15 protein-coding genes and 1 pseudogene are annotated in these 19,790 nt (G+C 42.3%); 6 read left to right on the forward strand and 10 right to left on the reverse strand.

All coding sequences use genetic code 11. The annotated features are described in order from the left end of the window. Positions 1-23: 23 nt before the first annotated feature. The 6 genes from C8D76_RS07550 to C8D76_RS07575 all read right to left on the reverse strand — a co-directional run bounded on the left by C8D76_RS07550 (position 24) and on the right by C8D76_RS07575 (position 7,552). The gene (locus C8D76_RS07550; protein WP_116632176.1) at positions 24-1,826 is read right to left on the reverse strand and encodes an assimilatory sulfite reductase (NADPH) flavoprotein subunit; all 1,803 of its coding nucleotides are present in this window, start codon (positions 1,824-1,826) and stop codon (positions 24-26) included. A 130-nt stretch (positions 1,827-1,956) separates the two neighbouring features. Then, positions 1,957-3,246: a sulfate adenylyltransferase subunit 1 gene (locus C8D76_RS07555; RefSeq protein ID WP_116632177.1), complete on the reverse strand. Its 1,290-nt coding sequence runs from the start codon at positions 3,244-3,246 to the stop codon at positions 1,957-1,959. Between the two features lie 41 nt (positions 3,247-3,287). Continuing rightward, positions 3,288-4,214, reverse strand: a complete 927-nt coding sequence (gene cysD, locus C8D76_RS07560; protein WP_116632178.1) for a sulfate adenylyltransferase subunit CysD — start codon at positions 4,212-4,214, stop codon at positions 3,288-3,290. Between the two features lie 120 nt (positions 4,215-4,334). After that, positions 4,335-5,066, reverse strand: coding sequence for a phosphoadenylyl-sulfate reductase (locus tag C8D76_RS07565; protein WP_116632179.1), 732 nt, complete (start codon positions 5,064-5,066; stop codon positions 4,335-4,337). A 27-nt stretch (positions 5,067-5,093) separates the two neighbouring features. Continuing rightward, positions 5,094-6,536 (reverse strand): siroheme synthase CysG, encoded by a 1,443-nt coding sequence (gene cysG / locus C8D76_RS07570; protein WP_116632180.1) that lies wholly within the window; start codon positions 6,534-6,536, stop codon positions 5,094-5,096. Further along, on the reverse strand, positions 6,536-7,552 hold the full coding sequence (locus C8D76_RS07575; RefSeq protein ID WP_116632181.1) for a sulfate ABC transporter substrate-binding protein: 1,017 nt from the start codon (positions 7,550-7,552) through the stop codon (positions 6,536-6,538). Before C8D76_RS07575 ends, cysG begins: the two co-directional genes overlap by 1 nt. 235 nt (positions 7,553-7,787) lie before the next feature. Between C8D76_RS07575 and cysT the strand changes: the two genes are divergently transcribed. The 3 genes from cysT to C8D76_RS07590 are packed head-to-tail and all read left to right on the forward strand — an operon-like array spanning position 7,788 to position 10,536. Continuing rightward, positions 7,788-8,609 carry a sulfate ABC transporter permease subunit CysT gene (cysT, locus tag C8D76_RS07580; RefSeq protein ID WP_116632182.1) on the forward strand — a complete coding sequence of 274 codons (822 nt, stop codon included), beginning with the start codon at positions 7,788-7,790 and terminating at the stop codon, positions 8,607-8,609. Then, a complete protein-coding gene (cysW, locus tag C8D76_RS07585; RefSeq protein ID WP_116632183.1) occupies positions 8,609-9,448 on the forward strand; it encodes a sulfate ABC transporter permease subunit CysW in 840 nt (279 codons plus the stop codon). Before cysT ends, cysW begins: the two co-directional genes overlap by 1 nt. A gap of 11 nt (positions 9,449-9,459) precedes the next feature. Beyond that, positions 9,460-10,536 carry a sulfate/molybdate ABC transporter ATP-binding protein gene (locus C8D76_RS07590; protein ID WP_116632184.1) on the forward strand — a complete coding sequence of 359 codons (1,077 nt, stop codon included), beginning with the start codon at positions 9,460-9,462 and terminating at the stop codon, positions 10,534-10,536. Positions 10,537-10,628: 92 nt separating this feature from the next. Here C8D76_RS07590 and C8D76_RS07595 read toward each other — a convergent pair whose 3' ends face one another. Further along, positions 10,629-11,090 carry a hypothetical protein gene (locus C8D76_RS07595; protein ID WP_116632185.1) on the reverse strand — a complete coding sequence of 154 codons (462 nt, stop codon included), beginning with the start codon at positions 11,088-11,090 and terminating at the stop codon, positions 10,629-10,631. A 275-nt stretch (positions 11,091-11,365) separates the two neighbouring features. Then, the gene (locus tag C8D76_RS07600) at positions 11,366-12,514 is read right to left on the reverse strand and encodes a 5-methyltetrahydropteroyltriglutamate--homocysteine S-methyltransferase (protein ID WP_116632186.1); all 1,149 of its coding nucleotides are present in this window, start codon (positions 12,512-12,514) and stop codon (positions 11,366-11,368) included. A 259-nt stretch (positions 12,515-12,773) separates the two neighbouring features. Here C8D76_RS07600 and C8D76_RS07605 point away from each other — a divergent pair, with 259 nt between their 5' ends. After that, positions 12,774-13,601, forward strand: coding sequence for a DNA ligase (locus C8D76_RS07605; RefSeq protein ID WP_116632187.1), 828 nt, complete (start codon positions 12,774-12,776; stop codon positions 13,599-13,601). Positions 13,602-13,693: 92 nt separating this feature from the next. Here the strand turns inward: C8D76_RS07605 and C8D76_RS07610 are convergent, their stop codons facing one another. Next, complete coding sequence (locus tag C8D76_RS07610; RefSeq protein WP_116632188.1) at positions 13,694-17,983, reverse strand: YadA-like family protein; 4,290 nt, start codon at positions 17,981-17,983, stop codon at positions 13,694-13,696. 240 nt (positions 17,984-18,223) lie between these two features. Continuing rightward, positions 18,224-18,922 (reverse strand): hydroxyacylglutathione hydrolase, encoded by a 699-nt coding sequence (gloB, locus tag C8D76_RS07615; protein WP_116632189.1) that lies wholly within the window; start codon positions 18,920-18,922, stop codon positions 18,224-18,226. A 23-nt stretch (positions 18,923-18,945) separates the two neighbouring features. Here gloB and C8D76_RS07620 point away from each other — a divergent pair, with 23 nt between their 5' ends. Next, complete coding sequence (locus C8D76_RS07620; protein WP_116632190.1) at positions 18,946-19,650, forward strand: methyltransferase domain-containing protein; 705 nt, start codon at positions 18,946-18,948, stop codon at positions 19,648-19,650. Between the two features lie 39 nt (positions 19,651-19,689). Then, a pseudogene (locus C8D76_RS07625) lies at positions 19,690-19,790 on the forward strand (IS1595 family transposase); the annotation flags it as partial.

Below are 19,790 nucleotides of genomic sequence, written 5' to 3' on the forward strand. Positions count from 1 at the left end.
GGCGGAATTTTGTTTATGCATTATTAATAAACATCGCGCTGATAGCGGCGATCTTCACGCAAGTTGTCCAAATATTCTTCGGCGTCTTCTGCGGATAATTTTCCGTGTTCCGCAATGGCATCAATCAGTGCTTGCTCCACGTCTTTCGCCATACGGCTCGCATCGCCACACACATAAATATACGCACCATCTTGTAGCCATTGCCACAGTTCGCTGCCCTGCTCACGAATTTTGTCTTGCACATAGATTTTTTCCGCCTGATCGCGAGACCAAGCAAAACTGTATCTATGCAAGAAACCGTCTTTGGCGAATTGTTGCCATTCTGTTTGATATAAGAAATCTAACGCAAAATGTTGATTGCCGAAAATCAGCCAGTTTTTGCCCTCGGCACTCTCTGCAGCACGTTGCTGTACAAATGAACGGAACGGGGCAATGCCTGTGCCAGAACCAATCATAATAATCGGTTTAGTATTATCTTGCGGCAATTTGAAGTTATCATTGTGTTCAACAAACACTCGCACCGTGCCGTCTTCTTCTACACGGTCTGCCAAATAACTTGACGCGCCGCCTGAACGCACTTTGCCCTTATGCTCAAAGCGCACCACGCCCACGCTGAGATGCACTTCTTCGCCCACTTCGTCTGCACTGGAAGAAATGGAATATAAACGTGGCGTGATCGGGCGCAGTAGGCTGACAAAGTCTGCCGCAGCAAGCGTTGCTGGGAAGCTATTGATCACATCTACAATTGGCGTATTTTGCACAAATTGCTGTAATTGCTCGCTATCTGCCACGATCACATCTAAGGCGGCATTATTCGCCAATGCCGCATAGCCTTTCACAAATGCTGAGGTGTTTTGAGTGAGTTCAAATTCGGTTTGCAGTGCGCTGGAAATAGTCAATAATTTTCCGTTTACGTTCACTTCTTCATCAGCGTTTACGCCAATCGCGGTTAAAATTTCAGCCACGAGTGCAGGATCATTTTCAAAATACACACCTAATACATCGCCTGATTGATAGCTTAAATCCGAGCCGGATAGATCAAACTCTAAATGGCGCACATCTTTTTCTGCCGAGCGATCTGTAATTCGTTGATTAGTCAACAACGTGGCTGGAAACGGATTTTCTTTGTTATATTGCGATGTTTTTGCAGCCTGCCCTGCTTTAGGCGCAGAAAGTGCAGCTGACGCTTGTGAGCTTACTGATAACGCTGCGGCATTTTTTGCTTTTACAATATCCACAACATCATTTATCCATTGCTCTGCCGTTGCTTGGAAATCTAAATCGGCAACGCCCACTTCTAATAAACGTGTGCCGCCAAGTTCTGCAAAGCGTTTGTCAAAATCTTTGCCCGCTTGGCAGAAATTAGGATAAGAAGAATCCCCTAAGCCCAACACTGCGAACTGCAAATTATCCAGTTTTGGTGCTTTTTTACCGTTTAATAGTTTGAGCAACAACATTCCTTCCTCAGGCGGCTCGCCCTCGCCTTGGGTTGAAGTCACCAACAATACAAGGCTTTCATCGGCAATATTTTTCGCTTTGTAATCTTTCAATTGTGAGCGGTTCACATTCACGCCTTCCGCCTTTAAACGATCGGCTAATTTATCGGCAACCCCTTTGGCATTGCCTGTTTGCGAACCTGAAAGCACGGTCACGTTTAATGGTTCCGCCGCTGAAGTTAAAACTGGCGCAAAACCGACCGCACTTTCGGCTCCCACGCCTTGCGATTTCGCCCACGCATAGCCTGAAAGCCAGGCAAGCTGGGTTGGCGTTAAATCTGAAAGCGTTTGCAACGCTTCAGGGGTTAAGGGTAATGTTGTGTTTGGCATATTGTTGTTTTCCCCACAAATTATGTTTTGATTGCAAAATCTTTGTTATCCGAATCAGCGTTCGCTAGTCATCAATTTGTCTAGCCTTATTGGGCTTTATCCGACATAGCAAAGTGCGGTCAATTTTTGGTTAATTTTCTAAGATCATTCCTGCTGCGACCGTGTGATAGGTGGCTTCATCAATTAAAATGAATGAACCCGATGCTTGGTTTTTCTCATAGGTCGTGGCGGTGATTGGTTTTTGTAAACTGATTCGCACCTGTGCGATATCGTTCATTTTCACCTGCTCTGCATCAGAAAGATTGAACAAGGTTTTAATGTCTAAAATTTGTTCAATTTCGCTCACTTTCGCAAAAACAGTTTGTGTGCCGTGTTTGAGCAAATATTTGCGCGCAGGGTTCAATGGGCGTTGATCGAACCAACAAATGGTTGCCACTAATTGTTTGCTGGAATAGGTGTCGCTGTCGGCTGCCACAAAAGTATCGCCGCGCGAAATATCAATGTCATCGGCTAGGCGAAGCGTGACTTGCTCACCCACTTTTGCTGATTGCACTAGACCATTTGGCGAATAAATTTCCGTGATGGTGCTTTCAATGCCGTTAGGTTCAATGCGAATTTTGTCATTCACGCTGATTTGTCCTGCTTCAATACGCCCTTGATAACCACGGAAATCATCGGCTTTGTCTTGGTCTAAACGCACCACTAATTGCACGGGAAAATGGAAATCTTTTGCCGCGGTTAATTGGTTATCATCGGTCGGCAAGTTTTCCAAAATGGTTAATAATGGCTCACCTGTATACCACAAAGTGCGGTCACTTTTATGCACAATATTATCGCCTTGCAAGGCTGAAACAGGCACGAATTTCACATTTTGCAAGCCCAGCTGTGCTGCCAATTTATTGTACGCCGTGGTAATGGCATTGAATTTTTCCACATCAAAATCCAATAAATCCATTTTATTAACCGCCACAATGACGTGCGGTGTGCGTAAATGTTTTAAGATTGCGGAATGGCGTTTGGTTTGTGGTAATAATTCCACTTCTGCTTGCTGAAAATCTAATTGCGAAGCATCAATCAACACCACCGCCGCGTGCGCGGTGGAAGCCCCTGTGACCATATTGCGGGTATATTGTTCGTGCCCAGGGGTGTCTGCAATAATGAATTTGCGTTTTGCCGTAGAGAAATAGCGATATGCTACATCAATGGTAATCCCTTGCTCACGTTCTGCTTCTAAGCCGTCTGTGAGAATGGAGAAATCAATCACTTCGCCCGCATTTTTAGATTTATTCAAACTTAATAACTGGTCGCTCAATAAGGCTTTGCTATCATAAAGTAAACGCCCGATTAAAGTGCTTTTGCCGTCATCTACGCTGCCTGCGGTAATAAAACGAAGTGGTGCATATTGGTTCAAGTTGCTCATAATTTATTTGTCCTTACATTCCGAACACATCGTGTGTTTTCTTAGAAATAGCCTTGTTTTTTACGTTGTTCCATTGCCGCTTCGCTGGCTCGGTCGTCCATTCGTGTGGCGGAGCGTTCAGAGATTTCAGCGACTGCCGTTTCTTTAATAATATCCGCCGGCGTAGCAGCGGTGCTGGCTACAGGGCAAGTACAGCTAATATCGCCAACGGTACGGAAACGCACCGAAACCACTTTGCTTTCTTCATTCGCTTGTTTTGGCGTAAGCGGTGTTACAGGAACAAGCAAGCCATTGCGTTCGACCACTTCACGTTGGTGTGCATAATAAATTGGCGGCAATTCTAGCTTTTCACGTTCGATATATTGCCAAATGTCTAATTCTGTCCAGTTTGAAATTGGGAAGACACGCATATTTTCGCCTTTATGCAATTTAGCGTTATACAGCGACCATAATTCTGGGCGTTGTGCTTTGGGATCCCATTGTCCAAATTCATCACGGAAAGAGAAAATGCGTTCTTTGGCACGCGCTTTTTCTTCATCTCGTCTTGCCCCCCCCATTAATGCATCAAAGCCGTTTGCTTCAATGGTTTCTAGGAGGGTTACCGCTTGTGCCGCATTGCGAGAATCGGTTTCTTTGCGCAACACCACGGTGCCTTTGGCAATAGAATCTTCAACGTGACCAACCACTAATCTTGCGTTTAATTTTTTCACTTGTTCATCGCGGAATTGGATCACTTCTGGATAGTTATGCCCCGTATCAATATGCACTAAAGGGAATGGCAAGACTAAATCACGGCCTTCCAGTTGGAATGCTTTGCGAGCCAGAGCCAATAACACGACGGAGTCTTTACCGCCAGAAAACAGCAACGCTGGATTGCTACATTCCGCCACCACTTCACGAATGATGTAAATTGATTCGGCCTCAAGCCAATCTAAATGCCCATTTTCAATATTATTTTGCGTTGTCATATTTATACTTCCCATATTGATGCTTGATTTGGAGTATGCGTTCGTTCACGCACTCAATTATTTTTAACCGTTGTCAGCCTAATCCTTTATCAGACTAATCGTTGTTTGCTGTTTAAGAATTTATTTATGTAATCCACATTCTTTACTGTCTTTATTTTCCCACCACCAACGGCCTGCACGAATATCTTCACCCGCTTTAACAGGGCGGGTGCAAGGCTCGCAGCCAATACTTGGAAAACCTTGTTTATACAATTCGTTATAAGGAATTTGATGTTTCAAAATATATGCCCACACTTCTAATTCAGACCAATCAAAAATCGGGTTATATTTATCAATGCCTCGGCTCGTATCTTGTTCGTGCAAGGCAAGTTCTGTGCGGGTTACCGATTGTTCTCGGCGCTGCCCAGTGAGCCATGCATCTGCATCTTGCAAAGCGCGGTTCAGCGGTTCGATTTTACGAATAAAGCAACATTCACGGCGTAGCTCAATACTTTCATAAAAAGCGAATTTGCCCTTTTGTTGTTCATATTCCGCGGCTTTTTGTGCATCGGGAAAATAAAGCTGAAAATTCAAATTCGGATAATTTGTTTTCACTTTATCGATCAACGCTAAGGTTTCCTGATTTAAACGCCCTGTTTCTAAAGTAAACACGCTAATGTCCGCTTGGATTTTGGCAATAACGTCAGTGATAAGCATATCTTCTACCGCCAAGCTACTGGCAAATTTCGCATTGCGATGATTCGCGGCAATTTGTTCGATCCGCGCGTAAAGTGCGGTCTCTTTTTCCTCTAATTTCGTAAAATCAGCCTCTGTCGGCTGCGGAATACTCCAAAGGGTTGGTTTAATGATCATTTTTGCTTTTCCCACAATTCGTTAACACTATGCAACACGCTCAATGCGTAAACTATCTAAGGTAAAGTGCGGTCGTTTTTGCACTAATTTATCTGTACCTTTATCTTCACCAAACCAAGCTAATTTATCGTGCAAGGCGACCACTTCACCAACCACAATAAGAGCAGGCGTTGGCGCTTTTTCTGCAAGCTCGGCTAAATTAGCCAAAGTGCCAATTTGTGTTTTTTGCGTGATCTGCGTGCCCTGTGAAATGACCGCAACTGGCGTTGAACTTGCGCGGCCAAATTCTTGTAATTGGGTAGCAATATCTTTCGCTTTTAATGTGCCCATATAAATCACAAGGGTTTGATTTGAGCGCGCCAAAGTTTGCCATTCAATATCGGCAGAATCGGCTTTGCGGTGGCCTGTGACAAAAATCGCACTTTGCGCATAATCACGGTGAGTTAAGGGAATGCCAGCGTAGGCTGTTGCGCCAATGGCGGCGGTGATTCCCGGCACGACCGAAAAAGGAATTTGTTGCGCTGCCAAGGTTTCCAATTCTTCCCCGCCACGCCCAAATACGAAAGGATCGCCCCCTTTCAAGCGCACCACACGTTTTCCTTGTTTAGCATATTTCACTAATAATTGATTGGTGCTTTCCTGTGCCACCTGTTTGCCTTGCGCACGTTTGCCCACAAAAACCAATTCGGCATCGCGTCGTACTAGCTCTAAAATTTCTTCCGATACCAAAGCGTCATACAACACCACATCTGCCTGTTGAATTTCTTGCAAACCTTTTAAGGTTAATAAACCTGCATCGCCAGGCCCTGCGCCCACAAGAGAAACCGATCCCCCTTGATAATCTTCATTTAATTGCAATGCTAATTCTTTTTCTGCTTGGTTAATTTGACGATTCTTGACTAATTGTGAAAAGCGACCATCAAACAAGCTTTCCCAAAAGCGGCGGCGTTCTGTCATGGTTTTTAATTTGCTTTTCACTTTGCGACGCCAAACACCCGAAATTTCTGCCATTGCACCTAAATGTTGCGGTAATAAGGCTTCTAATTTTTCGCGTAACAAACGGGCTAATACAGGCGCAGAGCCACCACTGGAAATCGCCACTTGAATTGGGCTGCGATCAATGATTGACGGGAAGATAAAACTGCAATGCGGCTGATCATCCACCACATTCACTAACTTGTGCTGGCTTTCTGCCACAAGAAACACACGGTGATTTAGCTGTTCATCATCGGTTGCCGCAATCACAAAGAAAACTGAGCGCACTTGTTCTGCGTGAAATGCTTTACTCAGCCAAATTACACGTTCTTGTTGCCAAAGTGCGGTCAATTCTGGATTTAATTTTTGTGCCACAATACGCACTTCTGCATTGGCTTTCAGCAATAAACTCACTTTGCGCGCAGCCACAGCACCGCCGCCCACCACAAGCACAGGGCGATGTTTTAAATCTGCAAATAAAGGAAAATAGTTCATTAATGTTGTCCTTGTGCTTGAATATAAAGTTGGTCAAATAATGCATTGTCGGCAAAATGCGTTTGGTTAATGGTCTTCCAGTCCCCAAATTTTTCATTGACATCAAAGCTGTTCACCTGCGGAAAAAGTGCGGTGAATTTTGCTAATATTTTTTTATTAGTTGGACGAAAATGATTTTTCGCTGCCAATTCTTGCGCCGATTCTGTCCATAAACCTTGCAAATAAGTTTGAACAATCTGATGTGAGCCATTCATCGCCGTATTTTTTGTCACTTCCGCCACGAGCACAGGCGTGTATGCAGTAAAACTCGGGTAAACGACTTCAAACTTATCCGCGCCCAAGGCTTGGGTGGCTAATGCGGCTTCATTTTCTGGGGTAATTAACACATCGCCCAAATTACGTTGGGTAAACACAATCGTTGCCGCCCGCGCGCCTGCTTCAAGCACTGGCACATTAGCTAAGATTTTTTTTATAAATGCGAATTGCTGCGCTTGATTATCGAATGCTTGTTCGGCATAACCCAAGGCACTCAAATAAGCGAAACGCCCATTGGCAGAGGTTTTAGGGTTAGCAAAAATGGTGCGCACATCATCTCGCGCTAAATCTTGCCAATCTAAAATCTGTTTTGGGTTGCCTTTTTTCACCAAAAACACCATTACCGATCCAAAAGGCGTGGCATTATTGGGTAAATCTCGCTGCCAAGTTGTCGCCACTAATCCTTTTTTGACCAACATTTCAATATCATTGGCTTGGGTGAGCGTAACCATATCCGCAGGCAATCCGCTCGCAACGTTTAATGCCTGTTTGCTTGCGCCGCCATGGGATTGCGAAACTACCACATCAGGATGCTGCAAGCGAAAATCTGCGTTGTATTCTTTATAAAAATCCCGAATCACATCGTATGCCACGTGCAACAGCACTTGTTTTTCAGGTTTTTCGTTAGTATTTGCCACTGTGGTAATCAGCGCACTAATCAGAGCAAAAACACAAAGAAAAGATACTGCAATTTTCTTCATTTAATTTCCTCCCAAATCGCTCGACAAATCCCTTGAAATCGACATGATGAATTTATAAAGCAAAAGTTTACGAGAATAAAATAACCTTTTTTTATTTTTTATTCTAAAAAGAAATATAGAAAGCAAACTAAAGCCTTTAAATATTCAATTCAGTTATAACAAATAAATTTTTGTTCTTTGCATTCGCCAAAAAGTGCGGTTATTTTTTCTGATGTTTTATAGGAGTACGAAAACGATGCGCACTGTTTTACCCTTTTTTAAACGCGGCATAACCATTACGATCCTGTGGCTAACATCCATGATCTTGCTGCCATTAATCTTACTGATTGCCACAGCGCTGCAATTAAGTGCTAGCGATATTTGGGCGATTATGAGTAGCGAACGTGTGGTGGCGTCTATTTGGCTCTCGTTCAAAATGGCATTTTTTGCAACCATTGTGAACGTGATTTTCGGCTTTCTATTAGCGTGGGTTTTGGTGCGTTACCATTTTGGGGGCAAAGGACTCATCAATGCGTTTATCGACTTACCCTTTGCCTTGCCCACAGCGGTGGCTGGCATTGCCCTTGCCTCACTTTATGCGCCAACAGGGTTTATCGGTTCATTCTTAGAAAGCATCGGAATCCATATTGCCTATACACCAAGCGGCATCACCGTTGCCTTGATTTTTGTCAGCTTACCCTTTGTGGTGCGCGCGATTCAGCCAGTCTTGGCAAATTTAGATCCCAGCTATGAAGAAGCGGCAAACATTCTCGGCGCGAGCCAATGGACAACATTAACCCGCGTGATTATTCCCTCGCTTCTCCCTGCGATTATTGGTGGCGCAGGAATGGGATTTGCCCGTTCATTAGGGGAATATGGCTCAGTGATTTTTATCGCAGGCAATGTGCCCTTAGTGTCTGAAATTGCGCCGCTGATCATTATGTCAAAACTGGATCTCTACGATGTTCAAGGCGCTTCGGTGGTGGCGTTATTGATGATTAGCATTTCCTTTATTTTGATTTTCTGCATTAACGCCTTGCAGTGGAAAGTGGGCAACAAAATGACACAGGTGAAATAATGAAACAGACAAATTCTTGGCAAAAATGGACGCTAATTGCGATCGCCTTATTATTTTTCAGCGTGGTTTTACTCGCTCCGTTGCTTACGGTGTTTTACTATGCTTTTGAACAAGGCATCCGCCTTTTTATTCAAGCGATCAGCGATGAAGAAGCCCTTGCTGCCATTTGGCTCACGGTTAAAGTCGCGTTAATCGTATTGCCTATAAATATTATTATTGGCGTGATAATGGCGTGGACCATCGCCTACTTCAATTTCAAAGGTAAGGCAATTTTGACCGCACTTTTAGACTTGCCGTTTTCCATTTCGCCTGTGGTGGTTGGCTTGATGTTCTTATTATTGTTTGGCTTAGACGGTTTAGTGGGAAAATGGTTTATCGATCACGGTTTTCGTATTGTGTTCGCAATGCCAAGCATTGTGATCGTCACCTTATTTGTCACTTTCCCTTTGATTGTAAAATCCTTAATCCCCACAATGACCGCTCAAGGCAATAGCGAAGAACAAGCCGCGCTCATTCTCGGCGCAAGTCCATGGACATTATTCTGGAAAGTCACATTGCCGAAGATTAAATGGGCGTTAATTTATGGCGTTATTTTAAGCAACGCCCGAGCGATGGGCGAATTTGGCGCGGTGAGCGTGGTATCTGGGCATATCCGCGGTTTAACCAACACCGTTCCGCTGTATGTGGAAATTAGTTACAACGAATATCAATTTCTCGCCGCCTTTGCCTGCGCCAGTTTATTAGCCTTATTAGCCATTTTTACCCTTGGCTTGCAAAATATTATTGGCTGGCAGCAACAGCGTAAAATTGAAAAATCACTACACAGCCGCAGTGCATAATAGGATTAGCTATGTCGATTAAAATTGAAAATTTAGAAAAACACTTCGGCGCTTTCCACGCCTTAAAAAATATTAATTTGCAGTTTAGCCGCAATCAGCTCACCGCCCTTTTAGGCCCCAGTGGCTGCGGAAAAACAACATTGTTACGCACCATTGCAGGCTTAGAATTTGCAGACAGCGGCAAAATTTTCTTTGAACAGCAAGACGTGACCCATTTATCCGCCAAAGAACGAGGCGTGGGCTTTGTATTCCAACATTATGCCTTATTTCAAAATATGACGGTTTTTGACAATGTGGCATTCGGTTTGCAAGTGAAACCACGCAAAACGCGCCCAACAAAACAAGAAATTTCTGAAAAAGTGACCGCACTTTTGCGTTTAGTCAAGTTAGAACATCTTGCCCAATCCTACCCGAATCAGCTTTCGGGCGGGCAACGTCAGCGCATTGCCTTAGCACGTTCCCTTGCGGTTCAGCCCAAAGTGTTATTATTAGACGAACCCTTTGGCGCGCTAGATGCGCAAGTGCGTAAAGAATTGCGCCGTTGGTTGCGTGATTTGCACCAAGAATTAAATGTCACCAGTATTTTCGTTACTCACGATCAAGATGAAGCACTCGATGTTTCTGATCGCATTGTGGTGATGAATAAGGGGCAAATTGAGCAAATAGACGAGCCGAACCAAATTTATCACGCGCCGCAAACGCCATTCGTGACCCAATTTGTCGGCGATGTGAATGTGTTTCATGGGCATATTGATCAGGGGAAACTTGTTGTCGGCGAATTTGCGCATAATATCAATGCGCATACCAATGTCGCCAACCCTGTTGAAAATCAATCGGCAACGGCCTATATCCGCCCCTATGAACTTACGATTTCACGCTTAGCAGAAAACGCACTCGCCACAGGAAAAATTACGCATATTAACGCGATTGGTTTTATTGTGCGCATTGAAATTGAAAGCAATCAAAGCGAGCAACCGATTGAAGTGATTCTGACTAAAAGTGCTTATAACGAAGCGCAGTATCACGTCAATGAACAAGTTTATCTCGTGCCAGATAAACTCAATTTATTCCAACAAATGAATATCTAGCGATAAAAAGGCAAAATAAAACCTATGTTATAAGACTGAATAACATAGGTTTTTAGAACATGTTTTTTATAACATAGGTTTTGGCGTTAAGATTAACCTTCTCGACACTCCAACCAAGGGACACGAGTGCCATTGATATTTTTGTAATAGGTCGAACTAAGCTCTCGTGCAATCAAATCCACATAAGCACCGTTAATCTGCTGATAAGAACGATAAATCACTTCAAAACGAGAGCCCTGCGCATTTAACGGCACATTAGCGATATGGTCAAAAGGCTCGGCTTTGCCACCGTCTAACTGAAAATAGATACCAAAATTTTCTTTCATACGGCTTTCACGAGAAAGGGGAAAATAGGTTGATAGATAAGAATCGCTGCCCGTTTCATAGTTTGAGCAACTGTAATAATAACGTTTGTACAACGTTGGATTTTGCAATTCAGCAGAACTAATATCCGTTTTCAAATAGCCTAATTTCTTGTTTGCCGTCTTTTGGCTGGTGCAAGCAAATAACTTGGAAGCGATTGCAACGACAATCAGCAGTTTTAATTTATTCATAATAAAATTCCGAAAAAACGTCAAAATTTGACCGCACTATGATAGCTCAAATGAATGGGAGTGCAAGAAGAGAAATGAAATGTTAGGGGCGACTAAATAGGTTGTATAGACTGGATAGCTTAAAATTTAACGCTTATTTGTTAAGCTAAAAACAAAAACTCATCATTATTACAAAGAAAAAGTGCGGTCAATTTGCTCACTATTTTTTATAGAATAGTTGCAAACACCACACTTTTATCAAGTTCAATTGAAATAACAATTATCTACAAGATTTGTTATTTTCCCCAAACTTCTTCTACAATACCGCGAATAAAGTCAAGTTTTGCCCATTGTTGTTCTTCGGTCAAAATATTGCCTTCTTCGGTTGAAGCGAAACCACATTGTGGGCTTAAGCAAAGTTGGTTGATATCCACATATTGTGCTGCTTCTTTAATGCGTGCAATGATGTCATCACGGTTTTCAAGGGTGCCATCTTTTGAGGTGACTAATCCCAATACCACTTGTTGATCTTTGATAAAGCGTAATGGTTTAAAATCGCCTGCACGGTCGCTGTCGTATTCCAAGAAGAAACCGTCTACACGGCAAGTGCCGAATAAAATTTCCGCCACAGGCTCATAACCACCCGCAGAGAACCAAGTTGAACGGAAATTACCGCGGCAAATATGCATAGTGATCGCAATGTCTGGTGCAGGTTTTGCATCCACGATTTTGTTCAACATATACACATAATCTCTTGCCACTTGGTCTAAATCAACACCACGATCTTGATAAGCCTTGCGTTTATCTTCAGCACAGAATTCGCCCCAGCTTGTGTCATCTAATTGTAGATTGCGACAGCCTAATTTATAGAACACATTCATCGCTTTGATATAGGCATCGGCGATGTCATCTAATAACAGCTGATTGTTATTTTCATAACGTGGGATTGGCTGATAATTTTGCTCACGTAAAGAACAAATAATATGCAACATTGACGGCGAAGGAATAGTAAATTTCACTTCTTTATCGCCAGCAATTTGTTGTAATGAACGATAATGTTCGACAAATGGATGGCTTTCAGAAAAATCCACTTTGTCCACGATTTTCACTGTTTTTGGACGCACGCTATGATGTTTAAATTGCACAGGGAATTTTTCTGGTTCAAATTCTTGCACTCCATCTAAACCTGCCAAGAAGTCTAAATGCCAGAAAGTACGGCGAAATTCGCCATCAGTAACAGCGTGTAACCCCACCGCTTTTTGATGTTCTACCAATTTTGCAATTTCAGCGTCTTCAACTTGAGTTAAATCTGCGCAAGAAATATCGCCACAAGAACAGGCTGCGCGTGCGTTTTTAATCGCATCAGAACGTAAAAAACTACCTACAATATCAAAACGGTAAGGTGCGGAGGTACGTTGTGTTGCATTTGGAAATAATTGAGACATAGACATTCCTTATATTTATTGTTTTTGAAGTGTTGTTAGTCTATCAAAATTCTTCCCTTTGCGTAGTGAAAAAAATTCCATCCCTTTATGAAAATTATTCATACGCTGATAGTTATGCATTAAGTGCGGTCAAAATTTCGCAAATTTTCACCGCACTTCTGGGATTTTTGTGATCTTTATTCCAAATTCTGTTCTCTGAAATTGCTTAATACCTGCCAATTATGCCAATAATTCTGCACTAAACTAAAAGGACAGGATTATGCACACTCGTTTTTTCACAGCAATATTATTTTTATTCAATTTATTGTGCCTGCAAAGTGCGGTCGGAAATCCGCCAGATTTAATGTTATTACAACACTACGAAAAGCAAGATGTAACAGGTTGGGTAATCAGCGAAAAACTTGATGGCATTCGTGGGTATTGGGACGGTTCGCAACTTTATACGCGGCAAAATCAAATTCTCACACCGCCACATTATTTTCTGCGAGATTTTCCCCCTTTTGCTATTGATGGTGAACTCTTTTCACAACGTGGGCAATTTGAAAAAATTTCTAGCATTGTGCGTTCGCAAAAAGACAAAGGCTGGGAAAGCTTAGCATTACACGTTTTTGATGTGCCTACGGCAAAGGGCAATTTATTTGAACGATTAGCCGTTTTAGAAGATTATCTCAAAACGCACCCTACGCCTTATATTAAAATCATCAAACAAACGCCAATCCAAAGCCCACAACATATTCAGCAGTTTCTCAAGGAAATAGAAGGTTTAAACGGGGAAGGTGTCGTCATTCGCAATCCCAATGCGCCTTATGAATTTGGCAAACGTAGCACGCAAATTTTGAAATTAAAGACCGCACTTGATGAAGAATGTACGGTTATTGAACACCATAAAGGCAAAGGGCAATTCGCCAATGTTCTCGGTTCACTCACCTGTGAAAATCAACGTGGACGCTTCAAAATCGGCTCTGGATTTACCCTAAAACAGCGAACCAATCCGCCCCCAATCGGAAGCGTCATCACTTACAAATACCGCGGTTTAACAAATTCGGGCAAACCCCGCTTTGCCACTTATTGGCGAGAGAAAAAATAGTGCGGACAGATTTAGCTGTGTTTTATATAAAAAATAAACCTACGAAAAATCGTAGGTTTATTATGATTATATAGTATGTCTAATTAAACATATTAGAATTGGTATCCAACAGCTCCACCGACAATATAATTTTTACGCGTATCAGCCGATGCACCAAGCTTAACAACCCATTTTTCGTTGTCAGAAACACGAGATGCCCCTAAAGCCATCGCACTTTGATCTCGATAAGTTGATCCACTAAGAGAAATCATTGATTTACCTGCTCGCGTAGGCTGCGCCTGCATGCCTAATGCAGCGGCTCCAGCAATACCAGCACGTAAATCTTTGTTCATTTTATGCATATCTTGACCAATATTGTTAATCACACGATGTGTATCATAAAGCTGGCTGCCATTAACTGCATCAGTACTATTTTTTGAAACAACACCAGGAGCAACGTTTTGGATTTGACGTGTTTCATTTGCATTACCAACAGAAACCACACCTTTCACATTATTGCCTCCAGCGACATTCGCATCATTTGCTCCTGCATAGGTATAACTTCCACCATTTGCAGTTGTATGCACTCCATTAGATGAAGCGTTATCACCTAAGAATACAGAATTATCAGTAGTTTTCGTAATATTGCTACCCAAAGCATAAGTGCTATTTGTAGTAATTTTATTATTATTACCCACTGCATAGCTACTATTTCCGCTAACAGTATTTGGATTACCTACTGCTCCAGAATTTTCACCTGATACAACATTACTGGTACCAATAGCAATACTATTTTTACCTGTTGCTTTAGATGCATTCCCCATTGCAATCGCATTTTCTCCTTCCGCACTAGCTTGATAGCCCACTGCAGTAGATTTTACTCCAGAAGCACTCGCATCTTCAGTATTTGTTCTAGTACCTGTAACTGCTTGCCCACCATTCACGTGGAAATATTTAGTACCCTGTTCTTTTACTTGAACAATAGACTCAATGATAGAGTTATTTTCTCTTTCTTTTTGTCCAGAAACTTCATAGGTAACTAAGGCTTCTTTACCTTTATCGGTCAATTTACCAGTTTCATCAACATAGTCTTTACCTAAAGTCTGTTGATAGTTACTGGTTACATTAGTCACATTATTTTGTACAGCTAATAAATCACCAATATTTGCGGCATTTGTTTTTTCATCTGCTGAAAGAGTACCATTGGCGATTGCTTGTTTAATCTCAGCTTCTGTTTTATTACCAAAACCACTTGCAACATTCGTTATTTTATTTCCACCCACGCTTAATCCATTGCTTGAGCTGGTTAAAGTGGTTGCATTATTGCCACTACCAATTGTCACACTATTTAAATCTTTTAAATCTTGTGCCATTTTAATCACAACCGCATCGTTTTCCACATCAACACGGATATTAGTCGCTGCTGCGTTAGCATTGCTATCAAGTCCACCTTTTACAATCACAGTTTCACCTAGATTTTTCTTCACAGCGTTGCCATTCACATCTTGTAAACCAAAACCGCCACCGTTTTGTGATTGTGTAATGCTATTGACCGCATTTTTTAAGTCACCCACATTCACTGCGTTAGTTAACACGTTACCTATCGCATTTTCTAATGTGGTGTTACCTAAACCACTCGCAACATTAGTGATTTGATTACCACCATTGTTTAAACCTAAAGAAGTAACACTGACAATTTTGTTAGGATCGATATTATTAATTTTGAAACCATCTGTATTAATTACTGTGTTGCCAGTGGTAACACTACCATCATCGCCAAGATTGATGTTTTTAGCTAATTTTACAGTGATTGAGCCATCTGCATTTCCTACCGTACCAATATTGTTATCGGATAATTTATCTGCATCAGCACCACCTTTAATCGATAAAGTTTCTGCTGGTTTACGTTTTACAGTTACATCACTATTATCACCTGCAAATTGTGAAGTTGTGTTGGTAACCACATTATTAATCACATTTGCTACATTTTCGGCAGTGGCAAAACTATTCCCAGTTTCATTTGCTGTAACTTTGCCATCACTATCTGTTGAAAGTGCGGTCGTTTTTACATTAATTTTGACTGTTGAGGTTTTACCGTCTGTATTTTCAACTGATGCCGTTGTTCCTGTACCGTCAGCAAAATTCACCGTATCATACGGTTTCACAAAATCCACTGCACTGCCATTACCTTGCAAATTCCAACCTGCGTTTAACACATCACCAACGGTTGCCGCATTATTTTTAATACCATCCGTATTAGTTGGTGCCTCAGCATTAGTTGTGGGAGCTGTAGTACCTGCTTTTGCCCCCTCTAAATTACCGGCCACATTAGCAAGTGTAGTTGGCGTAGTTGTTGAGCCAGTTGCGCTTTGCACAGAAGCTACGATATTAGCTACTGGTGCAGCTCCACTATTTGGACTTCCATCTGCTCCAACATCACTTGGAGAATAATATTGTCCATCATTAGCTTTAACTAATTTATTGCCTTCGGCATCAGTATAAACAACTGGAATGTTATTAAATTCGTTTGCCACAGCATAAAGTTGGGAACCATTAATTGCATCAGTTGAAGTTGATGAAATTGCTCCTGCGGCAACATTTTTAATTTGGCGCTCATTGCCTACTGAACCTACAGATACTTGCATGCCCGTACCTGAAACTGTTCCTGCAAAGCCACCATAGATGATATTGCCAACCTTACCTTGAGTAACAGTTTGAGCACTAGTATCTGTTGTGCTATCTCTTCCCAACGCAACAGCAGATTGTTTGCTCGCATTAGCATTCCAACCTAAAGCCACTGCACCTTGTGCAGATGCGCGTGATGATGAACCAATAGTCAAACTTTGTGCACCACTTGCTTGGGCATCATAACCACCTGCAAATGCCTGTGCACCTGTACTTTGAGCCATCTGACCTAGCGCAACTGAACTATTTTTAGTGGCAGTTGCATCTTGCCCTAATGCAATAGCACTAACACCTGTGGCAGATGAATTAGCACCTTGCGCAATAGCATAGCTACCCGATGCTTGAGCTGCATCCCCTTGAGCAATTGCACTATTACCTGTAGCTTGCGCACCTTTACCCAAAGCAACTGAGCTATCTCCTGATGCGGTTGCTGATGAACCTTGCGCAATAGCATCCCCACCGCTTGCCTTGCTACTTGTACCAAGTGCGATATTGTCGCTAGTCATGAGAGGTTCATCATAGCTAAATTTATTTGCTTCAAAACCTAAGGCAATGTTTCGGTTAGATTTATTGGTAGCGTTAGAAAAGACAACAGCATTGTTTTCTAATTTGGCATCCATCTGTCCAATATGCTGACCTGCATTTGTTCCCATAGATAAGTTGTCATTACCGTTAACCCATTGCCCAGCAACAGCACTATTATCACCAGAGGTTAATGTGCCTCTTGTTCCTCTACCATAGGAATAGTTGTTATTACCATTCACAATCGCTCCAGTTGCATAACCAAAAGCAGTATTTTGACTTCCTTTAACATAACGACCAGCCTCAATACCAAACGAATAGTCATCAGCGCCATCTACATATTGTCCTGTATTAGCACCCATAGAGTAGTTAGTATTACCTCGATTATACGTACCAGCTCCCCCACCTATTGCTACTGAACCCGTACCAGATTGCCAATTTGCCCCTGCACCCAAACCAATAGCGATACCATTAGTATTAGAACTTATTGAAGAACCTGCACCATTACCAATAGCAATCATATTTATCGCTGGAGCGTTTGAACCAATCCCGATTGATACTGCCCCACTACCTGAAGCAGTTGCTTTAAAACCAGCTGCGACACCACCGTAATTGGCTAAGGAAGCTGCCCCAATAGCAACGTTATCTGCTCGAGCTTGAGCTGGAATAGCTATCCAACCAGTATTTGAAGCTTGCGCCCCTGCACCAATTGCCATTGCATTACGCCCTGTTGCGCTTGCTCCTGCGCCGATAGCCAATGCTGCAGATGCTGTTTCAGTTTTAACCGTGCCGTTGTTATATACTCCACGATTACTGTTAGTTGTACCATCTGCTTTTGCACCTGTCCCAATTGCCATATCGCCTATTGCAGTAGAAATGGTATTTTGCCCCACAGCAATGGATTGATCTGCACTAGCATGAGCATTAAAACCACATGCAACTTCACCTGTATTATTATTAACAACTGTTTCTCCATCAGCCCCACAAACTGCATCTTGTGCTGCAAAAGCATTCCCCGTTCCTGCTAATACTGCAACAGAAAGTGCGGTGAGAAAAAATGAAATATTTTTGAATTTATTGTTTGAAACTGTTTCACTGCTGCCTTTGCTTGATTTGCTTTTTCCACGCGTGATTTCTGAGACAACAACGAATGTGTTTAATGCTTGACTATAAATAACTTTGTAAATACTGTTCACTATTTAATTACCCCTAGATTTAGTATTATTGCTCCCCTGTTCTACACATTCTGTAAAACATGACGCCCATAAAAATAAGTGCGTTTTAAGCACCTTAAAATTAAGAGCGCGGATTATACTTAGGAAAATTACGCTTGTCGATTTTTTAACAATACAATTTACATATTTAAATAAGAGGCAATGCCTATTGAACCCCCTAGTGGCATAAACATCTTTTGGTATTTACAAATCACTTTCTCGCTAAAACCGATCTTTCGCTTTGCGCCATTCGATAAATTGAGGCAGATTGTCGGCGATTAAAAATGGGTTGATATGTTTTTCTAATGCCATTGTGGTGGGCAAGCTGGGTTGTTTTTTTTCGCGCTGTTGTGTTATCAAAATTTGTTGATTTTTGACCGCACTTTTGTTGTTTAATACGCTTTGCGCAAAGGCTAAGTTGGCTAAGGTGTATTCGTGGGCGGGGCAGACAATTGTGCTATCTGGCAAGGATTTTAGGCGTTGTAAACTTTCAAACATTTGTTGATAATCCCCTGTAAACACCCGTCCGCAGCCTGCGGAAAATAAGGCATCGCCGCAAAATAGGTGTTCGTCCACAAGATAACTCAAATGCTGTTCTGTGTGTCCGCCCGTTGGGATAATTTGAATATGATAATGGGGCGTGCGAATTTCGCCTGTGTGGACGATATGAGTTGCGTTGACGGCACATTCTTTTGGCCCATAAATCGGCACATTGGGAAAATGCTGTTTAAATGCTGGCACGCCAGCAACGTGGTCAACGTGGTTATGGGTGAGCAATACTGCTTCTGGCAATAAATTGTGTTGTTGTAAAAAAGGGATTAAGCGGTTTATTTCTGGGAGATCGATCACAATGGCAGAACAATTTTCTCGTGCGTAAACCCAAATATAGTTATCATTGAGTGCAGGAATTGGCGTTAACATAGAAGATCCTTGGAGTGAGTTTGATGAAATTACAATGGCGAGCAAAATATCCCCATTCTTTGAGCCTGCCCACCAGCTGGCAACAACTGCCAAATGGTGTGGCTTATTCTACCCTACTCTCTGCCTATTTTGAAAATTGGTTTCCCCGAATTTTAGGGCGGCGTTTGCTTAAATTTGGTGGACTGAGTGCGGAAATTCGCTGTGAAACCGACTGTCAGCAAGTTTTGATCACGCCAGAAACGCACGGAATTTTGACCGCACTTTGCCAACAGCAAGGAATGATTCTGATTGAAGACAGTTTGCAAGAATTGTCTTTTGGCGATGGCACGGTGGACGCTTGCTTGCTGGCTCAAACCTTGAATTTCAGCCAAGATCCCCATCAACTATTGCGCGAAGTGGCGCGTGTGTTAAGTGATGACGGCTATCTTTTCCTTTCGCTTTTTAGCCCTTGCAGCAAATTGATCTTTAAACGGCATTTAAATCATTTTGCTTATCGCCAATTTTGCCAATGGCGTGTGTTAGATTGGTTGGAATTGTTGGGGTTTGAGATTTTAGCGGTGCAACCGCTTCCACTGCGCCACGAAGTGAAATGGTTTGCTTCGCAATATGCGATTGTGGCACAAAAACGCACGCTGCCACTTTCTTTGCAGCCACAAAAAGTACGGTTCAAAAATGAAGAAATTTTTAACCCTGCGCAAGCCTTTAAAGCGCCTAGCAGCTTAAAATAAGGGGCTGACGTAGATTAGGTACTATGCTAATCTACAAAAATGAAGATAACTCATTGTAAACTAAAGAAATCTATACAGAGAAAATTACTTGAATTTTTTGTGCTAGAAGTCACGGCTCGCTCAGCTGCAGATTTACTTGG

This window comes from Alitibacter langaaensis DSM 22999 (assembly GCF_003096995.1).
In the GTDB taxonomy this organism is placed as follows: Bacteria; Pseudomonadota; Gammaproteobacteria; order Enterobacterales; family Pasteurellaceae; genus Exercitatus; species Exercitatus langaaensis.